The organism is Collinsella aerofaciens (assembly GCF_018785265.1).
In the GTDB taxonomy this organism is placed as follows: domain Bacteria; phylum Actinomycetota; class Coriobacteriia; order Coriobacteriales; family Coriobacteriaceae; genus Collinsella; species Collinsella aerofaciens_AI.
Map to the genome: position 1 here is coordinate 41,422 of NZ_WQPK01000017.1, position 20,632 is coordinate 62,053.

At 60.8% G+C, this 20,632-nt stretch carries 21 protein-coding genes; 20 read left to right on the forward strand and 1 reads right to left on the reverse strand.

Annotated features, from left to right (window positions below):
• From GPK42_RS02835 to rsfS, 12 genes are all read left to right on the forward strand, one after another.
• On the forward strand, positions 1-567 hold the full coding sequence (locus GPK42_RS02835; protein ID WP_138112715.1) for a rod shape-determining protein MreD: 567 nt from the start codon (positions 1-3) through the stop codon (positions 565-567).
• A gap of 13 nt (positions 568-580) precedes the next feature.
• Positions 581-2,650, forward strand: coding sequence for a penicillin-binding protein 2 (gene mrdA / locus GPK42_RS02840; RefSeq protein WP_215693391.1), 2,070 nt, complete (start codon positions 581-583; stop codon positions 2,648-2,650).
• 9 nt (positions 2,651-2,659) lie between these two features.
• Positions 2,660-3,886, forward strand: coding sequence for an FtsW/RodA/SpoVE family cell cycle protein (locus GPK42_RS02845; protein ID WP_117861950.1), 1,227 nt, complete (start codon positions 2,660-2,662; stop codon positions 3,884-3,886).
• 18 nt (positions 3,887-3,904) lie between these two features.
• The gene (locus GPK42_RS02850; protein WP_215693393.1) at positions 3,905-4,834 is read left to right on the forward strand and encodes a YcjF family protein; all 930 of its coding nucleotides are present in this window, start codon (positions 3,905-3,907) and stop codon (positions 4,832-4,834) included.
• 10 nt (positions 4,835-4,844) lie between these two features.
• Complete coding sequence (locus tag GPK42_RS02855; RefSeq protein WP_055309861.1) at positions 4,845-6,722, forward strand: TIGR03960 family B12-binding radical SAM protein; 1,878 nt, start codon at positions 4,845-4,847, stop codon at positions 6,720-6,722.
• The gene (locus GPK42_RS02860; RefSeq protein ID WP_215693395.1) at positions 6,719-7,531 is read left to right on the forward strand and encodes a TIGR03936 family radical SAM-associated protein; all 813 of its coding nucleotides are present in this window, start codon (positions 6,719-6,721) and stop codon (positions 7,529-7,531) included. Before GPK42_RS02855 ends, GPK42_RS02860 begins: the two co-directional genes overlap by 4 nt.
• A gap of 67 nt (positions 7,532-7,598) precedes the next feature.
• Entirely contained in the window at positions 7,599-7,973 is a 375-nt protein-coding gene (gene rplU, locus GPK42_RS02865; protein WP_035138585.1) for a 50S ribosomal protein L21, read from the forward strand.
• A 33-nt stretch (positions 7,974-8,006) separates the two neighbouring features.
• A complete protein-coding gene (gene rpmA, locus GPK42_RS02870) occupies positions 8,007-8,264 on the forward strand; it encodes a 50S ribosomal protein L27 (RefSeq protein ID WP_006236075.1) in 258 nt (85 codons plus the stop codon).
• Positions 8,265-8,349: 85 nt separating this feature from the next.
• The gene (gene obgE, locus GPK42_RS02875; RefSeq protein WP_215693397.1) at positions 8,350-9,816 is read left to right on the forward strand and encodes a GTPase ObgE; all 1,467 of its coding nucleotides are present in this window, start codon (positions 8,350-8,352) and stop codon (positions 9,814-9,816) included.
• Between the two features lie 3 nt (positions 9,817-9,819).
• Positions 9,820-10,497, forward strand: coding sequence for a nicotinate-nucleotide adenylyltransferase (nadD, locus tag GPK42_RS02880; protein WP_055285119.1), 678 nt, complete (start codon positions 9,820-9,822; stop codon positions 10,495-10,497).
• Between the two features lie 87 nt (positions 10,498-10,584).
• Positions 10,585-11,118: a bis(5'-nucleosyl)-tetraphosphatase (symmetrical) YqeK gene (gene yqeK, locus GPK42_RS02885; protein ID WP_192934390.1), complete on the forward strand. Its 534-nt coding sequence runs from the start codon at positions 10,585-10,587 to the stop codon at positions 11,116-11,118.
• A gap of 27 nt (positions 11,119-11,145) precedes the next feature.
• Positions 11,146-11,601, forward strand: a complete 456-nt coding sequence (gene rsfS / locus GPK42_RS02890; protein ID WP_215693405.1) for a ribosome silencing factor — start codon at positions 11,146-11,148, stop codon at positions 11,599-11,601.
• Positions 11,602-11,697: 96 nt separating this feature from the next.
• On the opposite strand, the gene dinB is transcribed toward rsfS, so the two are convergent.
• Complete coding sequence (dinB, locus tag GPK42_RS02895; RefSeq protein ID WP_215693407.1) at positions 11,698-12,951, reverse strand: DNA polymerase IV; 1,254 nt, start codon at positions 12,949-12,951, stop codon at positions 11,698-11,700.
• 201 nt (positions 12,952-13,152) lie between these two features.
• On the opposite strand from dinB, the gene rpsP reads away from it, so the two are divergent.
• From rpsP to GPK42_RS02935, 8 genes are read left to right on the forward strand one after another with little or no spacing between them, the layout of a single operon-like run.
• A complete protein-coding gene (gene rpsP / locus GPK42_RS02900; protein ID WP_022094749.1) occupies positions 13,153-13,494 on the forward strand; it encodes a 30S ribosomal protein S16 in 342 nt (113 codons plus the stop codon).
• 42 nt (positions 13,495-13,536) lie between these two features.
• Positions 13,537-13,782: a KH domain-containing protein gene (locus GPK42_RS02905; protein WP_171021534.1), complete on the forward strand. Its 246-nt coding sequence runs from the start codon at positions 13,537-13,539 to the stop codon at positions 13,780-13,782.
• A gap of 4 nt (positions 13,783-13,786) precedes the next feature.
• Positions 13,787-14,308 (forward strand): ribosome maturation factor RimM, encoded by a 522-nt coding sequence (rimM, locus tag GPK42_RS02910; RefSeq protein WP_215693409.1) that lies wholly within the window; start codon positions 13,787-13,789, stop codon positions 14,306-14,308.
• Between the two features lie 10 nt (positions 14,309-14,318).
• Positions 14,319-15,077: a tRNA (guanosine(37)-N1)-methyltransferase TrmD gene (trmD, locus tag GPK42_RS02915; protein ID WP_117654832.1), complete on the forward strand. Its 759-nt coding sequence runs from the start codon at positions 14,319-14,321 to the stop codon at positions 15,075-15,077.
• A 2-nt stretch (positions 15,078-15,079) separates the two neighbouring features.
• Positions 15,080-15,643, forward strand: coding sequence for a signal peptidase I (gene lepB / locus GPK42_RS02920; RefSeq protein WP_215693412.1), 564 nt, complete (start codon positions 15,080-15,082; stop codon positions 15,641-15,643).
• Positions 15,644-15,702: 59 nt separating this feature from the next.
• On the forward strand, positions 15,703-16,614 hold the full coding sequence (locus GPK42_RS02925) for a glycine--tRNA ligase subunit alpha (protein ID WP_006236091.1): 912 nt from the start codon (positions 15,703-15,705) through the stop codon (positions 16,612-16,614).
• 3 nt (positions 16,615-16,617) lie between these two features.
• Positions 16,618-18,714, forward strand: a complete 2,097-nt coding sequence (gene glyS, locus GPK42_RS02930) for a glycine--tRNA ligase subunit beta (RefSeq protein ID WP_215693414.1) — start codon at positions 16,618-16,620, stop codon at positions 18,712-18,714.
• Positions 18,715-18,748: 34 nt separating this feature from the next.
• Positions 18,749-19,624, forward strand: a complete 876-nt coding sequence (locus GPK42_RS02935; protein ID WP_215693416.1) for a pyruvate, water dikinase regulatory protein — start codon at positions 18,749-18,751, stop codon at positions 19,622-19,624.
• The last annotated feature ends 1,008 nt before the right edge of the window (positions 19,625-20,632 follow it).

Below are 20,632 nucleotides of genomic sequence, written 5' to 3' on the forward strand. Positions count from 1 at the left end.
ATGGATCTACACGAGCAGGGGATGAGCTCCCGCACGTTTGTGATCGCCGCCATCGTGTGCGTGCTGCTGCAGGCAGGCCTGGCACCGCAGATCTCCATTGCGGGTGGTCGCGTCAACTTCATGATTATCTTGGTGTGCCTGAGTGTGTTCTCGGGCGACCCGACCCGTGCCGTCGTGTGCGGTTTTTGCAGCGGCTTGTTTTATGACCTGTCCGCTGCCGTGCCGGTGGGCATTATGTCGCTCCTGCTGACCGTGGGTTCTTTTGCCCTGGTGCACAGCGCCGTCGGTCAGACGGGCGGTACCCCAAGTGCGCGCGGCGTCACTGTGGGCGCCTTCGCGCTCGTCATTAATGTGATCTACAGCATCATCTTGCTGTTTATGGGTTTGGAGACGAGCTTTGTCGTGGCGATCTTCGGCCATGCGCTGCCGTCCTCGATCCTGACGGGTCTGGTTGCCATTCCGTTTTTGATGTCCGGCGTCGTGCCACAGTCCGGCTATGGATTCTCCGCACGTGGCGGACGCCAGACGGGTATGCGCTTTAAGCCCAAGACCCGCAAGCTCAAATAGGGGAGGCCCGTAGATGTCTTCCCAGTTGACGGTTATTATCGCCGGTATCGTGCTAGTTGTGGCCATCGTGGTCGCACTGGTCATCATGCGTCGCGGCGATTCCCGTTTTACCTACGATACGCAGCATGGAACGACCCCGCGCGCCACCGAGGGCGAGGGCAATACCGCGGTGACCGCCTTTAAGGGCCGCTTTTCCATCCTCACCACGGGTGTGGGCGCGATGTTTGCGGCGCTCGCCGTCAAGCTGTGGGGCATGCAGATGGTCTCGTCGGACTATTACGAGAAGCAGGCCAATAGTAATCAGACTCGCACCGTTACCACTCCTGCTGTGCGCGGCCGCATCCTCGACCGCAATGGCGTGGCGCTTGTCCAGAACCGTCCCTCACTTGCTGTCGTGGCCTACCGCGACCTTGCCGAGGATGAGGTCCTGGTTCGCCATCTTGCCAACGTGCTTGGAATGCCTTACGTGGCGGTCCTTCGCAATATTCAGGACAATACAGAGGGCGCTCAGAGCCTGCATACCATCGCGACGGACGTCCGTCGCTCCACGGTTGCCTATATTCAGGAGCATGCCGGCGAGTTCCCGGGCGTCAAGATTGCCGAGCGTACCGAGCGCCAGTATCCATATGGCGAGACGGCATGCCATATTTTGGGCTATACCGGCACCATTACCTCCGAGCAGCTCGAGGCCCAGAATAAGAAAACCTCTGGGGATGATGATGCTTCTGCTGGCAAGATTACGTACCAGTCGGGCGATATCGTGGGCCAGGCGGGCGTTGAGAGCTACTACGAAAACCTGCTGCAGGGTATTCGTGGCGAGCAGACCGTCAAGGTCGATGCCTCGGGCAATGTGACCGGTCAGGCCGGCGCCGTGCCCGCGAAGGCCGGCTCCGACATTAAGCTCACGCTCGACCTTAAGATCCAACAGGCCTGTGAGACGGCGCTAGCGAGCGCTATCGAGCTTGCCAAGACCACTGGCTACAGCAATGCCGGCAACGGCGCTGTGGTGTGTCTCGATCCCAACAATGGCGAGATCCTGGGCATGGCGAGCCAGCCCAAGTTCGATCCGTCCGTCTTTATCGGCGGCGTCTCAAATGACGTGTGGACCGAGCTCAATGATGACAAGGGTTCGCACCCGCTGCTCAACCGCGCCATTAGCGGACAGTACATGTCGGCCTCGACCATCAAGCCGCTCTCGGCACTGGCCGGTCTTGAGTTTGGAACCTACACGTCGGGGCAGACGACCAACTGCACGGGTTATTGGACGGGTCTGGGCAAGTCGTGGGGCAAGTACTGCTGGCTGCATTCCGGCCACGGCACCATGACGCTGCAGTCGGGTATCGCCAACTCGTGCGACCCCGTCTTCTACGACATGGGCAAGGCGTTCTTTTATGACGAGAAACATTCCGAGGGCCTGCAGGAGGTCTTTCGTCGCTGGGGTCTAGGCAAGACCTGCGGTATCGATCTGCCGAGTGAGGGCGCGGGCCGTATTCCCGATGCCGAGTGGAAAGAGTCATACTTCACTGACGCTTCTGCCGAGGACCGCAAGTGGAATGCCGGCGATATGACCAACATTGCCATCGGCCAGGGCGACATCCTGGTGACGCCCCTGCAGATGGCGTGCGCCTATATGGGTCTTGCCAACGGCGGCAAACAGTACGTGCCCCACGTGTTTTTGTCTGCCGTGTCGCGCGATGGCGACGGCGATGCCTATAAGTACAACGGCAAGGGCAAGAAGAAGCGCCTGGAGGCAAAGATCAACAGCGATTCGGATTTGGCTCTTGTTCGCAACGGCATGCACGACGTGATTTACACGGCATCGACGTCCCTGGCGGCTCACTTTGGAACCCTGACGCCGCAGGTATACGGCAAGTCGGGCACGGGCGAGAAAAGCGGCGAGGACGAATACGCGTGGTTCTGCGCCTATGCACCGGCCGATGATCCCAAGTATGTCATCGCTACTGTCCTGGAGCAGGGCGGCGGTGGCTCGGATACCGCGATGCATGTCGTGCGCGACGTGCTCGGCGTGATTTATGACGAGCCCGATACCTCTTCGGCCTCGGGCGATTCTTCGGTTCGATAGGAGGTTGCGATGGATTTTTCTCCGGCGGATCTGTTCCGTTCAACCAAGACCGGTTCTCGCAGCAGCCTGGACCGCGTCAACAAACAACTTTCGGCTTCGCGCGGCACGTTTCGCCAAAAGGTGCATATCGGTGTGCTCGTGGCTACAGTGGCGCTCGTCGCCTACGGTGCCATCATTATCTGGTCGGCTTCGCAGTTTAAGGCCGATGCCTCGTTCTCACGCCATCTGCTGGGAATTGGCATCGGCACGGTGCTGGCGGTGCTGGTCTGGCGCTCCGACCTGCGCGGTATTTCCAATTTCTCGACGGCGTTGCTCGTCATCGACCTGATCGTGATCTTCTCGCCCAAGATTCCGGGTCTTTCCTATACGGGCGGTCTGGGCATGACGGGCTGGATCAAGATTCCCGGTATCGGCTTGACATTCCAGCCGGTTGAGCTTGCCAAGCTCATCACCATCTTCTTTATTGCTACGCTTGGCTCGCAGTATAACGGTCGCATCGATACCGTTCGCGACTACGTCAAGCTCTGCGGCATGCTGTCCATTCCGTTTTTGGCCGTCGTTGCCATGGGCGACCTGGGCTCGGGCCTGGTCGTGCTGGTTTCGGGCGCCATCGTCATCTGTATGAGCGGTGCACGCCGCGAATGGGTGCTGTCGACCCTGGCCCTGCTCGTGGGCCTGGTGGCCCTCGTCCTGGCGCTCGATTCGGTCTTTGATTCGTTGCTCGGCCACGATGTGCTCATCAAGCAGTATCAGATGAACCGTCTGACGGTCTTTATCGACCCCGATAATGCCGATTCGGACGATGCCTACAACCTGCAGCAGTCGCTTATCGCCGTTGGCTCGGGCGGCTTCTTTGGTAAGGGTTTGGGCCATGCGACGCAGTCGGCCGGCGGCTTTCTACCTGAGTTCCACACCGACTTCGTCTTCGCCTTCCTGTCCGAGACCTTTGGCTTTTGCGGTTCCTTTTTGCTCCTGTGCCTCTACGTGCTGCTGATCTTTTCGACGATTCGCGTCGCCTTTAAGTGTGAGTCGCTCTTCTTGCGGCTCTCATGCGTAGGTATCGTCGGCATGTGGGCATTCCAGACCTTCGAGAACATCGGCATGTGCATCGGCATGATGCCGATTACCGGTATTCCGCTACCGTTTATTAGCTTCGGTTCGTCTTCGATGATGATCCAGCTGCTGACGGTGGGTATCGTACAATCCATATGGCGGCATCGTTCGGGCGCCGCGTAACCGCTGGAGGGGTTTGCTATGAAAATTCCCGTAGATAAGCTGACCCGCGCTTTTAAGATGGGCGCGTCCGTTAAGAAGGATTCCGATACGCCGGTGCGCGTTTCGGTCTATCTGGATTCGTCCGCCTCGCGCTTTCTGGCCGAGACGGTGCGTGACGCCTTCGTGCCGCAGACGACCTCGGGCATTGTGCGCGTCGAGCGTCTGGGGGAGGAGCGAATTGCTCCAAAGACCGATACCGATGTGGTACTGGTGCTCTCGTGTGGTTCCGACCGCTTGGAGAGTGCCGTACAGGAGCTCGTGATCGCCGGCGCGCCCGTGTGCGTGCTTGCCGAGTCTGCTGTGGAGGTGCCGTTTATCGAGGAGTCCACGCCCATGCTCGGCGTGGTGGCGGCAACCGATAAGACGTATCTGCTCGAGACGCTTGCCCGCTGGATTCTCGATCGTACGGACAAGGAAACGGCTTTTGCGGCGAACTTTGCCTTCATGCGCATCGCTGCGGCCAATCGTATCATCACCTCGTGCGCGCTCACCAATATGGCGACCGGTGCACTGGTGTTTTTGCCGGGCGCCGATTATCCCGTTATGGCGCTGGCGCAGGTGGGCATGCTCTTTGAGCTCGCTGCTGTCTTTGGACGTGGCATTAAGCCTGAGCGCGGCTACGAGGTCGCGGGCGTGCTTGCCGGCGGTCTTGTGATCCGCGCGGTTACCCGCGCGCTCGTTAAACAGACGCCGCATATTGGGTTTGCCGTCAAGGCGCTCACTGCTGCCGCGGGCACCTATGGCATGGGCCGTGCGCTCGTTTCGCTCTACGAGCGCGATGTCGACTACAGCCGTGCCAACGAGGCGGTCACTGCCACGTTCTCCCGCGTTCGCGATCTGGTGACCACGGTCGCGGGCGCTACCCGTCCCATGGCGTCCTATCAGGACGCATCAGATCTCGCTGCTTAGGGGTTTTCCGTTGCGCGTTGCATACCAAGACTGTTTTCATTTAATTGAGCCGTTGCTCGCCAAGGTCGAGAAGCCGAGTCGCTATATCGATCACGAGTGGGGCACGCTTTCCAAGGCCGATGCCGACTACCGTTGCTGCCTGATCTACCCGGATGTGTACGAGGTTGGTCTGCCCAACCAGGGCATCGCCATCCTCTACAACATCCTTAACCAGGCCGAGGGCATCTCCTGCGAGCGTGGCTATGTGCCGTGGCCCGATATGGGTGACGCTATGCGCGAGGCAGGCATTCCGCTGCTCTCGCTTGAGGGTGCAGCGCCGGTCGCTTCGTTTGATATCGTCGGTCTGCATGTGCCGCACGAGATGGCGGTGACGAACTTCCTCGAGGCACTCGACCTCGCTGGCATTCCGCTGTTAGCGGCCGACCGAGGTGAAGATGACCCCATCATCATCGCCGGCGGCCCCTCGGTGTACAACCCCGAGCCGTACGCGGCCTTCTTCGATGCCATCCTCATCGGTGAGGGCGAGGAATCGCTGCTCGAGACCTGCCAGCTGCATCGCCGCCTGCGTGACGAAGGAGTCCCGCGCGCGCAGATTGTCGAGCAGCTCGCATCCATTGCCGGCAACTACGTGCCGTCGCTCTATGAGGTTCGTCACGACGAGCCCTGCTCGCCGCATGGCTACACCGTGCCGCGTGAAGGCAAGGATGCGCCTACTGTGGTCTACAAACGCGTCGTCGAGGATTTCGGCGCCACGAATCCGCTGTCGCAGTCGTGCGTACCCTATGCGCAGCTCGTCCACGACCGCCTGTCTATCGAGATCCTGCGCGGCTGCGCCCGCGGCTGTCGTTTTTGCCAGGCCGGCATGACGTATCGCCCGGTGCGCGAGCGCTCGGCCGACCAGATCGTCTCGTCGGTGATTCAGGGTCTGGAAAAGACCGGCTATGACGAGGTGTCGCTGACCTCGCTCTCCACGACCGACCACTCCTGCATTCGCGACGTGCTCGGCAGGCTCAACCGTCGCCTGGAGGATACGGGTATTCGCGTGTCTATTCCGTCGCAGCGCCTGGATTCGTTTGGCGTGGATATGGCCGAGTCGGTCGCCGGCGAAAAGAAGGGCGGCCTGACGTTTGCGCCCGAGGCCGGCAGCCAGCGCATGCGCGACATCATTAACAAGAACGTGACCGAGGAGGACTTGGACCGTGCGGCCAAGGCGGCCTTCGAGGCCGGCTGGAACCGTATGAAGCTCTACTTTATGATGGGCCTTCCCGGCGAGCGCGACGAGGACATCGTGGCCATCGCCAATCTTGCCGATCACGTGCTGGAGCTCGGTCGTTCCGTGGTGCCCAAGGCTCGTCGCGGCTCGATCTCGGTGTCCATCTCGGTTTCGGTCTTTATCCCCAAGGCTGCCACGCCGTTCCAGTGGTGCCCGCAGCTCGACTACGACGACGTCAAGCGTCGCCAGAAGCTGCTTATCACGAGCGTTCGCAACCGTGCCGTCCGCGTGCATTACCACGATGCCGAGACTTCGCTCATCGAGGCCGCGCTGTCCCGCGCCGGTCGCGACATGACGCCCGTCATCATCGATGCTTGGCGCTCGGGCTCTCGCTTTGACGCCTGGGTAGAGCATTTCTCGCTCGATAACTGGAAGGAGGCTGCTGCCAAAAACGGCATCGACCTCAATGAGCTCGTGCACCTGCCCTACGAGTTGGACTGGCGCCTGCCGTGGGAGCATGTGAGCCCCGGCTGCACGCGCGGTTTCCTCGAGCGCGAGTACCGTCGCTCGCTCGAGGGCGTCACGACTCCCGACTGCACCCGTACGTCGTGCACCGGCTGCGGGATCTGCCCCACGCTCCACGCCAAGAATGTATTGATGGGTGATCGCGCATGAGTGAGCGCCTGACCGACAACCCCACGCTCTTTAGACTTCGTGTTCGCTATGGCAAGCGCGATCGCCTTAAGTACCTGGGCCATCTCGAAGTGATCCATACCATTGAGCGCATCGTGCGCCGTGCGGGACTTCCCTATGCCGTCACGCAGGGCTTCTCTCCGCACATGCGCGTGGGCTTCTCTTCGGCGCTACCGGTTGGTACGTCGTCGACCTGCGAGTGGTATGACCTGTTTATGACCGAGTTCGTGGCGCTCGACGAGGCGTTTGAGCGCCTGGCTGCGGCGTCTCCGGCCGATCTGGCGCCCATCGAGGCGGCGTACATCGACGTGCGCACGCCGGCGTTGACGGCGCAGCTCACGCGCCTGTCGTATCGCATCGACCTGCACTTGGATCCCGAGGCGCCCGTAAGCGCCGACGAGGTGCGTCGTGCGATCGACACACTGCGCGCGGACCATGGCATCGACTACGCGCGCGGAAAAAAGAGCAAGCGCTTGGATTTGGATCACACGCTCGTTGGCTATGAGCTCGCGGCGGGGGAGCGCCCGGACCATTTGGTGCTCATGCTCGACACCCATGCCGACAACGAGGGCTCCATGCGTCCGGAAATTTTGCTTTCTGCTGCTGATGTTTTGTTGCAGGGCTTGACCCCGGGCGTGGATGCACCTATTGTTTCCACCGGTATGCAAGACCTCGTGACCATCTGCTCCTACGATGTCGAGCGTCAGAATCAAGCATGCGAGGACGACGAGGGCCGACTCGTCAGCCCCATACCTGTGCGAACTTGTGGATTTGCTCCACATACTCGTTGACGGGGGTATTTTCGCCTGCTACTATATTCGGCTGTTGCACTAACTGATGCATGAAGGGCAAGTAAACATGTACGCAATCGTTAACACGGGCGGCAAGCAGTACAAGGTCGCCACCGACGATGTCATCACCGTCGAGAAGATCGAGGGCAATGAGGGCGACAAGGTCACCCTGCCGGTTATCTTCCTCAACGATGGTAAGAAGATCGTCACCGATCCCGACAAGCTGGCCAAGGCCAAGGTTACCGCTCAGATCGTTGAGCAGTTCAAGGGCGAGAAGCAGCTGGTCTTCAAGTTCCACAAGCGCAAGCGCTATCGTCGTCTGAAGGGTCACCGTCAGCAGCTCACCAAGCTGAAGATCGTGAAGGTTCAGGCTACCTCCCGCGCCAAGAAGGCTGTCAAGGCAGAGGCTGAGGCTGTTGCCGAGGCTCCCGTCGCCGAGTAGATTACACTCGTAACGAAAGAGTAGGTATACACAATGGCACACAAAAAAGGACTCGGTTCCTCCCGTAATGGCCGTGACTCCCGCGGTCAGCGCCTTGGCACGAAGCGCTATGCCGGCCAGACGGTAACCACGGGCACGATTCTCGTCCGTCAGCACGGCACGCACATCCACCCGGGTGAGAACGTTGGCCGTGGTAAGGACGACACGCTGTTCGCGCTGGTCGACGGTACCGTTGAGTTCCACAAGGGTATCAAGCACAGGGTCAGCGTACGCCCGCTCGCGAACGCGTAATTCACCCTTCATAGAGCACATATGTGGGAGGCACTTGAGTTTTAGGATTCAAGGGTCTCCCTCTTTTTTGTAGGAGGCGATTCTGTTGTCACAGTTCACCGATATCAGCCGCATTAACGTGTGCGGCGGCGACGGCGGAGCCGGATGCATGTCGTTTAGGCGCGAGGCATTTGTCCCCAAGGGCGGCCCCGATGGCGGCGACGGCGGTCGTGGCGGCAATGTCGTCATCCAGGCCGATGCTCAGCTGTCTTCGCTGATCGATTACCGCTTTAAGCATCACTTTCGCGCCGAGCGCGGCACGCACGGGCAGGGTGCCCGTCGTAACGGCAAGAGCGGCGAGGACCTGATTCTCAAGGTCCCTATGGGTACCGTGGTGCGCGAGCTCGACCCCGAGACGCAGACCCCGATGTTCGAGATTGCCGATCTGGTGCATGATGGCGAGCGCGTTGTCGTGGCCCCTGGTGGCGCCGGTGGTCTCGGCAATACGCACTTTGTGACGTCGGTGCGCCGCGCGCCCGCGTTCGCCCAGCTGGGCGAGCCGGCCGAGGAGCACTGGATCGAGCTCGAGATGAAGCTTATGGCCGATGCCGCGCTTGTGGGCTTTCCCTCGGTGGGTAAGTCATCGCTCATTGCGCGCATGAGTGCCGCCCGCCCCAAGATCGCCGACTACCCGTTTACCACACTCGTGCCGAACCTCGGCATGGTGCGTGCCGGCGAATATTCTTACGTCGTTGCCGACGTCCCCGGTCTTATCGAGGGCGCGAGCGAGGGCCGTGGCCTGGGTCACCAGTTCCTGCGCCACATCGAGCGCACGGCACTCATCATGCACGTCGTCGATATGACGGGTGGTTTTGAGGATCGCGATCCGGTCGAGGACTATCGCATCATCAACCGTGAGCTCGAGCAGTATGGCGCCGAGCTTTCGGAACGTCCGCAGATCGTCGTCGCTAACAAGTGCGATGCGCCGGGCACGGCTGACAAGATTGCCGACCTTAAGCGTGCGGCGCTCGACGATGGCCATATGTTCTTTGCCGTGTCTGCTGTTACGGGCGCCGGCCTCAACACGCTGATGCTTGCCGTGGGCGAGCAGGTGGCTAAGCTGCGCGCCGAGTTGGCTGTCTCCGATGAGCCGGTCGTTCTGCGCGACGATGAGTGGGAGCGCCGTCGCCTGCAGCGTGAGAAGCGTTTCCGCATTGTCCAGGAAGAGCCCGGTGCCTTCCGCGTGGTCGGTCGTGCCATCGAGCGCATGGTCATTCAGACCGACTGGGAAAATGAGGAAGCCGTCATTTACCTGCAGCATAAGTTTGCGCGTATGGGTGTTGACGACGCGCTCGAGAAGGCCGGTTGCCGTGCGGGCGACGAGGTCCGCATTTGCCAACGCGCCTTTGACTTTGAGGGCGCTGAGGACTTCTCGGAGTACGAGGAGCTCGAGGATGCTGGCGAGGACGTTGCCGTTGAAGCCATTAACGTGGTCGATGCTGCGGATGAGGGCGTCGAGGTTGTCGATGCGGCGGATGCCGAGGACGATGCCGAGACCTCGGAGGGCGAGTAAGCCATGTCGCTGCGCGGTGGAATCGGTTTGCCCGAGCTTCCTCTAGAGGACGGGCAGGAGTTTAGGCTCGGCATTATGGGTGGCACCTTTGATCCCATCCATTACGGGCACCTGGTGACCGCCGAGCAGGCGCGCGAGTCGCTCGACTTGGACGCTGTGCTCTTTATGCCGGCGGGCTCTCCTGCCTTTAAGCTTGACAAGCCGGTGACGCCTGCCGAGGACCGTTATGCTATGACGGTCCTCGCCACCGCCGCGAACCCGGCCTTTTTGGCGAGCCGGTTCGAGATCGACCGCCCGGGCGTAACCTATACGGCCGATACGCTTCATGCCCTTCGCGACTTTTACCCGCCGCAGGTAAAGCTCTACTTTATTACGGGCGCCGACGCGATTATCGATATTGTGACCTGGCATGATGCCGAACGAATCGCTGAGCTTGCTACCTTTATTGCGGCGACGCGACCGGGTTTTGATATCGATACGGCGCGTGCCCGAATCAAAGAGTCGGGGCTGCCGTTCGACGTGCGCTATATTCAGATTCCGGCGCTGGCGATCAGCTCGACGAACATTCGTAAGCGAGTTGCCCGCGGCATGAGCGTGCGCTATCTTACGAGCGAGTCCGTGCTCGGCTACATTCGCAAACGCAGGCTATATGCCGATTTGGGCCAAGAAGATTTTGAGTGATGGGGGTCTACGTTGTCGGTAGAGGATCAGTTTGAGGGCGATGAGCGCGCGCTGCTCAAGCGCATTCAAGAGCTGCTCGATGTTCGCATGAAGGATAAGCGCAAGCGCTATGTGCATTCGCTGGGTGTTGCCGAGACCGCACTTCATCTGGCCGAGGTCTACGGCGTTGACCGCTTTGATGCCGCTGCTGCCGGTCTGATCCACGACTGGGACAAAGTGCTCTCCGACGACGAGCTGGTTACGCGCGCTCTGCATTACGGCATTAAGATTGCCGGCTCTCCTTCCGCCGCGACGCCGCTTTTGCATGGTCCTGTTGCCGCCTATGAGCTTCCGCAGCTTTTCCCCGAGTTGTCGCCGGCCGTTTTCCAGGCTGTCGACCGTCATACCGTGGGTGCCTGCGACATGACGCCGCTCGATATGGTGGTCTTTGTGGCCGATGCCATCGAGCCCAACCGCCACGGCGACTATGCCCATGCGCTGCGCAAGATGGTGGGGGAGTCGTCGCTCGACGAGTTGTTCTTCTCCTGTTTTGCGCAGGGTTTGGTCTATGTGATCCAGTCCGGGCGCTATCTTTATCCCACGGCTATTTCGATTTACAACCATTACGCCCAGCTGCGCTAGCTCGGGCTGTCTAGAAAGAGGTATTCCATGGCCGACGAGACCATGACCGACGAGCAGATTCTTGAAGGCGTGGAGCACAAGAGCTTCGCCGCCACGTCCGACCGCACTGCCGCCTCGCTGTCCGCGAGCGGTGTCGCCGCCGAGGATGTCGCCCGCGCCGCCGCGCAGGCCGCCTACGACAAGAAGGGCGAGGACGTTCAGGTGCTCGACCTGACCGAGCTTTCCGATGTGTGCGACTACTTTGTGCTTGCCGCCGGTGCCAACAACCGCCAGGTCGATTCAATTGTCGACGAGATCGAGGAGAAGGTCGCCGAGGCTTGCGGCGAGCATCCGTTCTCCATCGAGGGCCGCGAGCAGAAGACTTGGATGCTCATGGACTACGGTTCGGTTGTCGTCCACGTCTTCACTCCCGAAGCCCGCGACTTCTACCGCCTCGAGAAACTCTGGGGAGACGCCCCCCAGCTCCCCCTCAACCTCCTCTAGTAGCTCATTTGAGACGGGGTTTAGCTACCCTCACGCATATCGCCGGGCAGGTGCGGTTTTCCGCACCTGCCCGGCTTTCTTTTTGCCCAAAGGCGGTTAATCGTTGAAGCGGGATTGGCGGCCGAAGGAAAGGGCGGTGTCGCCGAATTTGTCTCGGACGGCGTCGATGGCGACGGAGAGGTCGCGGCGGTCGCTGGATTGGGCTCCGCGGTCATCGATCTCGCAGAACAGGTCAGTCTGTATGCCGCCTTGGTGGTCGAAGTCGCTCATGCCGATGCCCGCTAAGCGAACATGCATGCCATCCTGCCAGATGTTGTCGAGCAGTTCGAGTGCAACCGCCACGAAGATGTTCTCATCGTCGGTCGGATGAGGCAGCCGGCGCTGTGCCGTACGCCCGCTGCCATACGAATACTTAAGCTTGAGCGTTACCGTGGCACCCGTCAGCCCCTGACGGCGCAGGCGGCGTCCCACTGACTCTCCCAACAGCGCAATCGCCGCCTCAATATCCCCACGCTCAGTCAAATCTTTCGCAAAGGTGCGTTCATTGCTGACCGACTTGACCTCGCGCTCTTCATCGAGACTCGTGACTTCAGAGATTTCGAGTCCCAGCGCACGCTGGCGCATGCGTTCGCCGTTGACGCCAAAAATAGAGGCCAGTGTGGACTCCGACGCACGTGATAGCTCGCCGAGGGTGTAGATGCGCATGCGGCGCAGTCGCTCCTCGGCCGAGCGTCCGATGCCGCTCATGGCAGATACCGGCAGCGCGGCCAAAAAGCGCTGCTCGGTTCCGGGGCGCACAATCGTCAATCCAAACGGCTTGTCACGCTCGCTTGCGATCTTTGCGACCGTCTTGTTGCAGCCCACGCCAATGGAACAGGTCACTCCCAGCTCTGCCACGCGATCGCTTATACGCCGCGCAACCAGCAGCGGGTCTTCGGGCGCAAAGCGACCCGGTGTGATATCGATGAAGGCTTCGTCGATGGATACGCGCTCAACGCGCGGGGTCTCGTCGGCGAGAATTGCCATAACGTGCGCGCTCACCTCGCGGTAGCGATCAAAGTGCCCGTGCGTCCAAATGGCTTGCGGGCACAAGCGCCGCGCCTCGGCTGAGGGCATGGCGGAGTGCACGCCAAAGCGACGTGCCTCATACGAACACGTGGACACGACGCCACGCGAATCGGCGTCTCCGCCCACGATGAGCGGCTTTCCGCGCCATTCGGGATGATCGAGCATCTCCACGCTCGCAAAAAACGCATCAAGGTCCATCAGACCCACCGCCGGACCCGTCCAGGGAGGCGGCGTGACGCCCATGGCATCCTCATAACCGTATGTATGTTCGCGTCTTTCCATGTCATGAGTATACCGCGCAGCTCATGTGGGGTGCGTGTATGTGCTTGCAAATCCCGAATTCTTGTCTAAGATATGGATTTGCCCTCGACTACACCGAAGAAGTTGGTCTCACGGACTTCACCTGCCCGCGTCGATGGCGTATTATGTTCAACTGTTTGTTTGTAGTTGCAGCCTAAAGCTGCTTGGTTGGAGGAGTTTCCTTTGGCAGTCAAGATTCGCCTTGCTCGTCACGGCGCTAAGAAGCGTCCGTACTACCGTGTCGTCGTCGCCGATTCCCGCGCCCCGCGTGACGGTCGTATCATCGAGGAGGTTGGCCGCTACAACCCGATGACCGCCCCCAAGACCATCAACCTTGACCTCGAGAAGATCGCCGACTGGCAGTCCAAGGGCGCTCAGCTCACCGACGCCGTCGCCGCTCTGGTCAAGGCCGCCAACGAGGGCGAGAAGACCGAGACCGTCGTCAAGAAGTCCAAGAAGCAGCTCGCCAAAGAGGCCGAGGCCGCTAAGGCTGCCGCTGAGGCCGCTGAGGGCGCCGAGGAGTAAATCGTGCCTGAGGTTGACGCTGCACAGCTCGAGGGTGAGGCAATGCTCTCAGATCGCATCGCCGATCTCGTCGAATATCTCGTTGTTCAGATCGTCGACGACCCGGATTCCGTGAGCCTTGAGGTCATCGATGGTGATGACGCCTCTACGATTGAGGTTTCGGTCGCCGAGGATGACGTCGCTAAGGTCATCGGCCGTCGTGGCCGTACCATCAAGGCCATTCGCACGCTCGCCCGTGCACTGGCTGCTCGCCTCGACACTGCTGTCGAGGTAGAGGTTCTGGGCTAGGACCTTGAGGTCCCAGTACAAAAACATCGCCCGTGTGGTCAAGCCGCACGGAAGGAAGGGGGAGGTCCTCGCGCAGCCGCTGCGGGGGCTTCCTTCTGTATTAGAGCCGGGCATGCGCGTCGCCCTGACGCCGCCGGCGCTCAAGCGCGACCGCTTTTGCACGGTCGTGTCCGTCACTGATACGGGCGATGGCGATCTGGTCTCGTTTGAGGGCATTGACGACTTGACGGCCGCCGAGGGTATCACGGGATGCTACGTGCTGGCAAATCGTGAAGACTTTGAGCTCGATTCGCTCGACGCTGCCTATACCGACCTGATGGGTCGCGAGGTGGTCGACGAGCGCTTCGGTTCGCTCGGCACGATCGTCGAGATCATGTCGACGCCCGCTAACGATGTTTGGGTTGTCGAGGGTGATCGGTACGGCGAGGTACTGATTCCCGTGATCGAGCAGGTTGTGCTCGATCTTCCCGACAAAGGAACAATTTCCGTCCACGTTATGGACGGCCTGATCGATATGGACAAGTAGGGAGGACAACATGCTGATCGAGACCCTTTCGGTCTTTCCCGAGATGTTTGAGCCCGTCATGTCCACATCGATTTTGGGCCGCGCCCGCAAGGCCGGCCTTTTTGATTTTAAGGCGTATAACCTGCGCGACTGGACGCACGACCGCCATCGTACCGTCGATGACGAGCCGTACGGCGGCGGGCAGGGCATGCTCATGAAGGTCGAGCCTATCGCGGAGGCCATCGAGGCCATTAGCGCAGAGGGTCCTAAGCCGACGGTGGTGTTCTTTACCCCCTGTGGCGAGCCTTTTACGCAGCATGTGGCCGAGCGTCTGCTCAAAAGCGAGCGCCTGCTGTTTGTGTGCAGCCGATACGAGGGTGTCGACGAGCGCGCATATGCGTATGCCGATGAGCGTCTGTCGATCGGCGACTATGTGCTAACGGGCGGCGAGCTCCCCGCCATGGTCGTTGCCGATGCTGTTGTTCGCCTCATCCCCGGCGCTCTGGGAGATGAGATGAGCAACGTCGACGAGTCGTTCTCGACCGCCGAGGACGGAGGCCTGCTCGAGTACGCGCAGTACACCCGTCCCGCCGAGTTCAACGGCGAGGGCGTGCCTCCTGTGCTCGTGAGTGGCGATCACGCCAAAGTTGACGCCTGGCGCCGTAAGAATGCCATCGAGCGCACCTGCCGCTGGCGTCCCGACCTGATCGAGACGGCGCGGCTTACGCCCCAGGAGCGCGCATACGCGCAGGAGATTCTGGACGCTTCGTATTCGCAGAGCGAGGAGTGAGAATGGTTCCATCGCAGCATTCCGCGTTGAGGGGCGCCTTTGAGTGGATCGCGGTCATCGCAATCGCGCTCGTGGCCACCTTCCTGATTCGCACCTTTGTGGTCGAGCCCTTTGTGGTGCCCACCGGCTCCATGGAGGACACGATCGAGATTGGCGACCAGATCCTGGCACAAAAGGTGAGCCTCGAGCTCGGTCAGCCCGTCAAACAGGGTGATATCGTGGTGTTCCACAACCCCGATGTCACGTCCGAGCATGACGTGCTGGTAAAGCGCGTCATCGCCACGGCCGGTCAGACGGTCGACCTTCAGGACGGCAAGGTCGTCGTCGACGGCCAGGCGCTCGATGAGGACTATACGACCGGCATGAGCTGGCCGCTTTCGGTCCAGGCGCCCGCCGCCCAGGTGAGCTATCCCTACACCGTCCCCGATGACTGTGTGTGGGTAATGGGCGACAATCGAGAGAACTCTGGCGACTCACGCTACTTTGGTCCCGTCGATCGCTCTGATTTGATCGCTGTGGCGCTTGTGCGCTACTGGCCGCTCAACCGCATCGGCGCTATCGACTAAAAACCGCTATAGTACAGTACCTAACCGTGTAATCGTTTCGACGAGGGGATATTAGAGGCATGAACGCTTCATCGCTTTCCTTCCAAGACATCATCCTGCGCCTCCAGCAGTACTGGGGCGAGCAGGGCTGCGTCATTATGCAGCCCTATGACTCTGAGGTCGGTGCCGGTACCTTCCATACCGCGACCACGCTGCGCTCGCTCGGTCCCGCCGAGTGGCGCACCTGCTATGCTCAACCTTGCCGCCGTCCCGCCGACGGCCGCTACGGCGAGAACCCTAACCGCATGCAGCACTACTATCAGTTCCAGGTGCTCATCAAGCCGTCGCCGGTCAACGCCCAGGAGCTTTACCTGGGGTCTCTTGCCGCCATTGGCCTGGACCCCAACGACCATGACGTCCGCTTTGTCGAGGACGACTGGGAGAGCCCGACCCTGGGCGCCTGGGGCCTTGGCTGGGAGGTCTGGCTCAACGGCATGGAGGTCACGCAGTTTACGTACTTCCAGCAGGTGGGCGGTATCGAGGTCGACCCCGTGCCCGTCGAGATCACCTATGGCCTGGAGCGTATCGCCATGTACGCCCAGGGCGTCAACTCGGTCTACGATCTGGTGTGGAGCTACCTGCCCGATGGCACGCCCATGACCTATGGCGACGTGTTCCTCGAGAACGAGCGCGAGTTCAGTGCCTATAACTTTGAGGTCGCCAACGTCGAGATGATGCGTCAGAAGTTTGACGACTACGAGGCCGAGTGTCATTCCTGCCTGGAGCGCAAGCTGCCGCTGCCGGCGTATGACTGTGTCATGAAGTGCAGCCACGCTTTCAACCTGCTCGATGCCCGCGGCGCCCTGTCCGCGGTCGAGCGTGCCAACTACATCCTGCGCGTCCGCGCCGTCGCCAAGGCGTGCTGCGAGGCCTATATGGCCGAGGTCGCCGGAGTCAACGAGAATGCCGACCAGGAAGGCGAGGTGGCGTAAGCCATGGCAGACGCTAAGGATTTCCTGTTTGAGATCGGTACGGAGGAAATGCCCTCCGCACCGCTGAACAATGCTGTCAAGCAGCTTGGCACCATGATCGCCAAGGGCCTCGACGAGGCCGGTTTGGCCCATGGCGAGGTCCGCGTGATCTCGAGTCCGCGTCGTCTGGCTGCGCTCGTGGCCAACGTCGCCACTGCGACCGATGAGGTTCACGAGGTCAAGCGTGGCCCTGCGGCCAACATCGCCTTCGACGCTGACGGTAACGCCACCAAGGCCGCCCAGGGCTTCGCCCGCAAGTGCGGTGTGGCTGCCGAGGATCTGGTCCGTCGCGAGGACACCGACGGCCGTGAGTACGTCTTTGCCGAGAAGAACATTCCTTCCGCTCCGGCTACTCCGATCCTGACGGCCCTGTGCGAGAAGACCATCGCCGGCCTGCAGTGGCCCAACTACCGTAGTCAGCGCTGGGGCCACGAGCACGCGACGTTCGTGCGTCCGGTCCGCTGGATTTGCTGCCTTCTGGGCGAGGATGTTGTGCCCGTGTCGTTTGCCGACGTGACGAGCGGCGACACTACGCGCGGCCATCGCGTGCTTGGCCCCGGTGACCACGTTGTCGCTAGCCCCGCCGCCTACGAGCAGGTACTCGAGGACGCCGGCGTGCTTTCTGCCGAGCGCCGTCGCGAAGCCATCCTTGCCGGTATCTCCGAGGTCGAGGCCGCTCGCCCCGGCTGCCATGTCGATACGCCCAAGAAGGTCTTTGAGGAGGTCATTAACCTCTGCGAGTGGCCGACGGTGCTCGTCGGTACTTTCGACGAGGAGTTCCTCAAGGTCCCGCACGAGATTATCTGCGAGTCCATGCTCACCAACCAGCGCTACTTCCCGATCTATGACGGCGAGGGCAAGCTGACGCGTGAGTTCGTGGTCGTCTCCAACAGCAAGCCCGAGAACGCCGAGCGCGTGATCGACGGTAACGAGCGCGTCGTGCGCGCCCGTCTGGACGACGCTAAGTTCTTCTACGAGGAGGACCTGAAGATCTCCCTCGACGAGTTCCGTGAGCGTCTGTCCAAGGTTGCCTTCCAGGAGAAGCTCGGTAGCGTGCTCGCCAAGTCCGAGCGCATCGAGCAGCTCGCGCTCGCTATCGCCCGCGAGGCTCACCTGGGCGCCCATCTTGCCGCCGACGCTGCTCGCGCCGCGCACCTGTGCAAGGCAGACCTGGTGTCCAACGCCGTCGTCGAGTTCACGAGCCAGCAGGGCGTGATGGGTGGTTACTACGCCTGCGCGATGGGGGAGAACGACGAGGTCGCCAACGCCATTCGCGATCACTATCGTCCCCGCTTTGCCGGCGACGAGCTGCCCGAGGGTACCGCCGGATGCATCGTGGCCTGCGCCGACAAGCTCGATACCATTGCTGGTATCTTTGCTATCGGTGAGCCTCCGACCGGCTCCTCCGACCCCTACGCGTTGCGTCGTGCCGCCATCGGCATCATCAACATCCTGCGCGATCGTCTGCCGATCGACCCCACGTCGCTCATCGACTTCGCCCTTGAGCTCTATACCGAGCAGGGCATTGCGTTTGACGCCGCCGAGGTCGCCCAGCAGGTTCGCGACTTCTTCCACGGCCGTCTGGTGAGCATGGCCCGCGACGAGAAGATCCCGGCCGATACCGTTGCCGCCGTCTCCGCGGTGCACATTATCGCCCCGTCCGTCTTCTTCGCCCGCTGCGCCGCCCTCGACGAGGCCCGCAAGAACGACGCCGAGACCTTCGACAACCTGGCGACCGCCTATGCCCGTGCCGCGCATATCTCCAAGCTCGAGCTGGGCACGGAGTACGACCGCAGCCTGATGGGCGAGGTCGAGCTTGCGCTCGCCGACGCCTCCGAGGCTGCTCAGACCGCCGTCGACGCCGCTCTCGCTGCCGAGGATTACCCGGCCGCGTTTGCCGCTCTGGCCGCCCTGCGCGCGCCCATCGACCGTTTCTTCGACGAGGTTATGGTCATGGACAAGGACGAGCAGCTCCGCGATAATCGCCTTAAGCTGCTCAACCGCTTCGAGGCCGTTTTCTCCGGCATCGCCAACATCGGTGAGCTTGCCCGCAAAAAGTAAGCTAGCCTGCGCGTAAGCGCAAAAGGAGCCCCGCATGGATTGCCCGGTCACCGCTCGTCCCACCGTTATCGTTATCTCCGACTCGCTCGGCGATACCGCTTGCGAGGTGGTGCTTGCGGCGTCCGGGCAATTTGATGAAGGGGCTTTTCGTGTATTGCGCCTGCCCAAGGTGACCTCGGTGGAGCAGGTCAAGTCGTTTGTGGGTCAGCGCGTCGATGCGGACCACCGCGACATTGCCGTGTTCCATACCATCGTCGATCCCGCATTGCGTGCCCGCGTGCTCGACTATCTGGGCATGCTGCATATTCGCTCGGTCGACCTGATCGGCCCGACGCTTGCCGTGCTGTCGTCGCTTATCGGCGTGCCGCCCAAAGGCGTGGCCGGCGTAATCCATAAGACAGACGACCGGTACTTCCATCGCATTGAGGCCATGGAGTATTTCGTCGAGCACGATGACGGACGTGGCTGCGATGATCTTTCGGGTGCCGATATCGTGCTGCTGGGTGTGTCGCGTACATCCAAGACGCCGCTTTCGATGTATTTGGCCTACCAGGGCTACAAGGTCGCCAACGTTCCGCTGGCGCACGGTATGGAGCCGCCCAAGTCGATTTACGAGGTCGACCCGATGCGCCTATTCGGTCTGATTTCGACCGTCGATGTGATCTCCGAGATTCGCGATAGCCGTCTGGGCGATGACTATGCGCGTGCCGTCGCCGGCTCCTACGCCGCGCCCGAGAGCGTGCGCAGCGAGCTCGAGGAAGCCCGTGCGCTCATGAAGCGCCTGGGTTGCTTTGTGGTGCGCACCGACGGCAAGGCGATCGAGGAGAGCGCCTCCGAGATTATTGCTCATCTGGAGGAGATCCAAGAATCAAGGGCCCGCCGCGCCGCTCGCCGCGCGCAGCAGCAGTAACTACTGAGTAGCTAATTTGGGACGTGTCTCTATAGTATTGTCAACTCTCCTGGGACGAGCCCGCCCTCCTCGAGTCGCTCGGGAGGCTCGGCGTTGCAGAGACGGCGAGGCCGGACGGGGATTACCTCTTCGTGATGGAGGGGAACCCCGGCGCTGGAGGGCGACGGGGAGGCGCCTCGGGTGCAGCTACACAAGGGGGCCTGTCCACGAGGTCCACGTGCGGGAAGTCAATTAATTTACCGTTCAAAAAGGGGGCAATGTGGGAAAGGGCCAAGCCGACTATTGAAATGACGATAAAGACGAGGCATCCTGATGTATGTCGGAATATAGATAGGACAAAACGTATCATCTATATCGCTTCTATGAAACCCGATGCAAGTTCTTCTCAATCTCGAAATAGATTGAAGGCATTGAGAGGAACTTTCTACTACAAAAATCGTAGGTCTGCCACCTAGACAGAAGAAGTGATTTTGTATGCGGAATCTTGCATTTTGAAAACCGGTGCCAACTATGAGGTGTGAGTCGGGCTCGGTAAAGCGCGGGGGAAATGAGATAGGCTGCGCGTCATCAGAGAGTGGCGCGCAGCCTATTGACCTGCTTTCGTATGACGGATGCTTTAGAGGATCCAGGGGCCAAGTGGGTTGCCATCTGCGGAGCAGTCTTGAATCGTTAGGATGGGATTTTGAAAGGGCTGTCTCTCCCTCCACGCCTTCAAGTGATAGGTGCAGACGCGGTCGTAGTGGATTTTTTTGTATGCGCGCGATATCTCTTTTACAGCCTCCTCTTTGCTGGAATATTTTCCTGGAGCATGTGCAACAGATGTGCATGCGATACCGTCGATCCAGCCAGATTGGGGTCCGAGGTTAAAGCTTGAGATTATTGTCAAGACACCATTGAGGCCAGCTTGCAACAAATCGTTCTGTATTCGTTGGTAGTGTCGAGAAAGTTGGTGTAGAGCCCCATCCGAAGCGAGTCGGCCCGGCGTCCTAGAATCTGGAATACGGTTGA